Here is a 4,313-nt window from a genome sequence, read left to right on the forward strand (position 1 = left end):
TCACGACGCCGGGCGTCGGTCGGATACTGCACCGGATAAGCTCAGGAGAGCACCATGATCCCCAAGACCCTGCACATCATCTGGGTCGGCGACGAATCCAAGCGACCGGACAACTGCATTGACACCTGGCGGGTTCACAACCCCGACTGGCAGCTCAAGGTCTGGGGCAACGCCGACCTGATGTCCTACGGCTGGTACAACGCCGACCACATCCGCGCCATGTCCGGCCGCGAACTCAACGGCGTGGCTGACATCATGCGCTGGGAGATCCTGTTCCGCGAAGGCGGCTTCGTCGTCGATGCCGACAGCATCTGCCGCCGCCCGCTGGAGCCCTGGCTGTTCGACTGCGAGGCCTGCGCCTGCTGGGAGAACGAGATCATCCGCCCCGGCCTGATCGCCGCCGGCTATGTCGCCTCCGAGCCGCAGAACCCCTTCTTCCGCCAGCTCATCCTGGACGTGAAGGAAAAGGCGACCGTCATCGACCGAATGGCCTGGCAAAGCGTCGGCCCGCTGTTCCTGACCGAGGCGCACCGCCGCTACAACTACATCAACTTGACGATCTGGCCCAGCCACTTCTTCATCCCGCAGCACTACTCCGGCATCCGCTACAGCGGCAAGGGCCCGGTCTTCGCCGACCAGGAATGGGGCAGCACACGCAAGAACTACGACGAGCTGCATACACGGAGCCTGGCATGAGCGAGACGACGATTTCCACCGACACGGACCGCGGCCCCAAGCCGGCCCTGTGCCAGCCCGAGGGCCTGCCGCCGGTGTCGGCGCTGGAGCGCGCCCACTCGCCCTATTTCGTGCACCGCATTCCGGTCAGCCGCAACCTGATGGGCCACCCCCGCGTGGCGGTGCTGCAGGAGATGTGCCGCGGCAAGCGCGTGCTGCACGTGGGCTGTGTCGACTGGCCCATCACCGACCTGAACCGCTCGCTGCACCTGCAGCTCGACAAGGTCTGCCAGCTCGACGGTTTCGACATCCACGACGAGGCCTTCCCGCACATGCTGCCGCACCTGAAAGGCCGGCTGTTCTCGTCCTGGGACGACATCAAGGACCCCTATGACCTCGTGCTGGTGCCCGAGGTGCTGGAGCATGTGCCCGACGTGAAGGGCTTCCTGGAGCAGCTGGACCGCGTCGGCGCCAAGGAATACGTCATCACGGTGCCCGACGCCTACAGCTGCTTCGCGCGGCACTTCGACTACCAGACCGAGGCCGAGACCTTCGTCGAGGTCGTGCACCCCGACCACAACTGCTGGTACACGCCCTACACGCTGGCCAACGTCATCCACAAGTACACGACGCTGGACCTGCAGGGCATCTGGTTCTTCAACAACATCTCGCTGCTGGCCATTGCGCGGCGCAAGGCCTGAGAGGGTCATGCAGCCCTTCTTCTCGGTCGTCATGGCCACGCACAACCGGCCGGCCACGCTGGCGCGGGCTATTCGCTCGCTGCGCGCCCAGACCTGCGCGGACTTCGAGATCCTGCTGGTCGCCGATGCGCTGGACGCCGAGACCGCCGCCGTCGTCGCCCGCGATCTGGGCCCGGCCGACAGCTTCCTCAAGCGCACCGGCGCCAACGGCCCCGCCGAGAGCCGCAACCAGGGCCTGGCCCTGGCGCGCGGCGAATGGGTCATCTTCCTGGATGACGACGACACCTTCGAGCCCCAGCATCTGGCCACGCTGAAGCCGCACTGCGAGCGCCCGGATGCGCAAGTCCTGTTCACCGACATCACCGTCGTCACCGAAGACCGCCAGCAGCCGGGCATCCCCGAGCTCGGCCGCCAGACCACGCCGCTCGCCGGGGCGGATGTCAACACGCTGTGGGTCAAGAACTTCATCCCCCTGCACTGCCTGGCCTACCGCCGCAGCCTGCTGCAAGGGCTGAGCTTCGACGCCCATCTCGCCTCGCAGGAAGACTGGGACTGGTTGCTAGGCGTCTGCTCGCGCGCAATGCCCGTGCACGTTGCGGGCGGTGGCGCCGTCATGCACAAGGACTATGTGAACCCTGGTGCCCGCCGCGGCCAGCAGGAGGCTTCCAACAACACCACCGTGGTGCTGGACTTCCTTCACGTCTACCGGCGCTGGTCGGCACCGACGGCTGAGCTGAAGGCCGCCCGGGCGGGGCTGCTCAAGGGCGTGGGGCTGGCGTTGCCGGTGGAGTGGTTCTAGGGGTACGGCTTGGAAATCCCGGTCCTATAGTCGCGCCGCGCCGCGGCATTGCGCGGTCGCTGGAGCGCTGCCATGGCGGAGAAGCAGGCGAAGAAGCAGGCCAGGAAGCCGGTGAAGAGCCGTGCCATCGGGCCCAGTGCGGCGGCCAGGATCGGCGAGGTCGTGGTCGGCCCGGTTGCGCCGCCCATCGTGGTCGGCCCGACTCCGCCGCCCATCATCATCACGCCGGGGCCCATCCCACACGCCATCGAGTACGTCGGCAACCTGTTCAGCGGCAGCCGCCCCGGCGACGCGGTGGTGCGGCCAGACGACCTCGTGGCGCTGCGCATCGAGCTCGTCAATGTCGCCCGCAAGCCGGGCAGCAAACCGCCCGTGCTCGCCGCTAGCGGCAGCGGCGCGGCCTCGCTGATCGTCCACCATCCGCCGCAGTCCATCGCCGAAGAGGTGTTCTTCGAGCAGCAGGCCGCCGGCACCGGCACGCCCGACATGCCGCCGCCGCTCGACGGCAAGCCAGCGCCCTCGGCGGTGGTGCCGGACAACGAGGTCGACCCGCCGCCCATCCGCGCCCGTGCGGCCAACGAGTCGCGCGTCGTGTTCGAGTGGCCGGCCGGCTTCGAGTGCCCCTACACGCTGGACGGGCTGCTCGGCGCCATCCGCACGCTGGACATGCGTGTGCCACCCGGCGCGCTGCCGCGCCCGGCGCAGCGGCGCGTGCTGGAGCTGTGGCCGCGCTGGCAGCGTGCCGCCGGGGTGGTGGTGACCACCAAGGCCAAAGCCAAAGCGACCAGCATCACGGCGACCACCCTTCTGCCCGTGCAGGCCATGGCCGGCCTCACCGGGCCGGCGCTCAACGCCTTCAGCCTGCGCCAGACACAGATCGCCCGCCGCGGCGGTGAGGCCGCCCAGGCGACGCTGCGCCGGCGCCTGGGCGATGTGATCGGCAGCCAGGCCACGCTGCCCGACGCGGTGATCGTGGACATCACGCCACCCATGCGCATCCCGCCCAAGCCCGCGCTGCCCACCAGCACCCAGACGGCGATCGAACTGCCCTGGCGGCTCATCATCTCGCCGCACGATGGCGAGCACTGGCGGCATGCCACCAAGGCGGCCACGTMGCCCTACTCCGGCCACACCGAGCTGTGGCACACGCGGCTGCTCGGCCCCGCGGGTGTCGACTCGCCGGCCCCCGACGCGGGGCGCACGGTGCGCGCCGTCTGGGCCACCACGGGCTGGGGCCAGAAGGCGATGCAGTCGGCCTTCCCTTCCGGCTTCACGGAGCTGCCGGGGCCCGACGCGGGCAACCCCTTCGTCACCAGCGAGACGGCGCTATCGGACTACGACCGCTACCAGGTCACGCACCTGTCGTCGAACTTCTCGATGACGAACTACGAGCCCCAACCCATCGACACGCGGCTCCTGATGCTGTCCAGCCAGGGCGCCTGGCTCGACAGCCGCGGCGACTGGGAGCCGCCGGGGCTGGACGTGGAGAGCTGGGTGCACCAGGCCACGCAGGGCCGCGACCACTATGTGCGCGTCGTCTACCGCGGCGTGCTCTTCCCCTTTGGCCACCGCGCCGTGCTCATCAAGGTCAGCGAGCGCAAGTTCCACAAGCTGCCGGGCAACCCGGCCTATCTGCGCCAGCGCATGTTCATGATCGTGCGCGAGAAGATCAAGCACTACGACGACGCTGCCACGCTGCGCCCCTTCGGCGCAGGTGATGCAACCGTCGAGCACGAGCTGCCTTTCACCTCGGTGCGCATGCTGACGACGGTGACGCCCGATCTCGCCCAGCCCATCAAGACCCAGGTCGAGCCGGGCCTGGGCCAGTTGCTCTTCTGGCCCGCCACGGGCCCGGGCGATTCGCCAACGCCCTTCCCCTTCCGCATGGCAGGCACCGACCTGGACGGGCGTGAGGTGCAGTTCGAGCTGCCGCTGATCTTCATGTCCAACACCATGGCCAGCCCCCGGGACAAGGTCGGCAACAAGCTCGTGCCCAAGCATTCGGGCACCGGCGGCGCCGCGGACACGGCCAACCGCGCACTCACCGGCTGGCGCAAGTTCCAGATTGCCGACGCGGTGGACGACCCGCAGGGCACCGAGCGCGCCACCGCCCAGCTCAAACGCCAGCGCGTCACGCT

At 68.9% G+C, this 4,313-nt stretch carries 3 protein-coding genes and 1 pseudogene; all 4 read left to right on the top strand.

Annotation, left to right across the window (positions count from 1 at the left end; genetic code table 11):
* The first annotated feature begins 54 nt into the window (after positions 1–54).
* Entirely contained in the window at positions 55–696 is a 642-nt protein-coding gene (locus ACXJKR_RS25615; protein ID WP_056196558.1) for a glycosyltransferase family 32 protein, read from the top strand.
* Positions 693–1,376: a methyltransferase domain-containing protein gene (locus ACXJKR_RS25620; RefSeq protein ID WP_056196555.1), complete on the top strand. Its 684-nt coding sequence runs from the start codon at positions 693–695 to the stop codon at positions 1,374–1,376. Before ACXJKR_RS25615 ends, ACXJKR_RS25620 begins: the two co-directional genes overlap by 4 nt.
* A gap of 7 nt (positions 1,377–1,383) precedes the next feature.
* Entirely contained in the window at positions 1,384–2,175 is a 792-nt protein-coding gene (locus tag ACXJKR_RS25625; RefSeq protein ID WP_457325206.1) for a glycosyltransferase family 2 protein, read from the top strand.
* Between the two features lie 72 nt (positions 2,176–2,247).
* A pseudogene (locus tag ACXJKR_RS25630) lies at positions 2,248–4,313 on the top strand (hypothetical protein); the annotation flags it as partial.

This window comes from Roseateles sp. P5_E11, assembly GCF_054049355.1.

What these genes read in the sequence shown, in the direction of transcription:
- ACXJKR_RS25615 (WP_056196558.1), top strand. Translation starts at nt 55, where the DNA reads ATGATCCCCAAGACCCTGCACATCATCTGGGTCGGCGACGAATCCAAG.
- ACXJKR_RS25620 (WP_056196555.1), top strand. Translation starts at nt 693, where the DNA reads ATGAGCGAGACGACGATTTCCACCGACACGGACCGCGGCCCCAAGCCG.
- ACXJKR_RS25625 (WP_457325206.1), top strand. Translation starts at nt 1,384, where the DNA reads ATGCAGCCCTTCTTCTCGGTCGTCATGGCCACGCACAACCGGCCGGCC.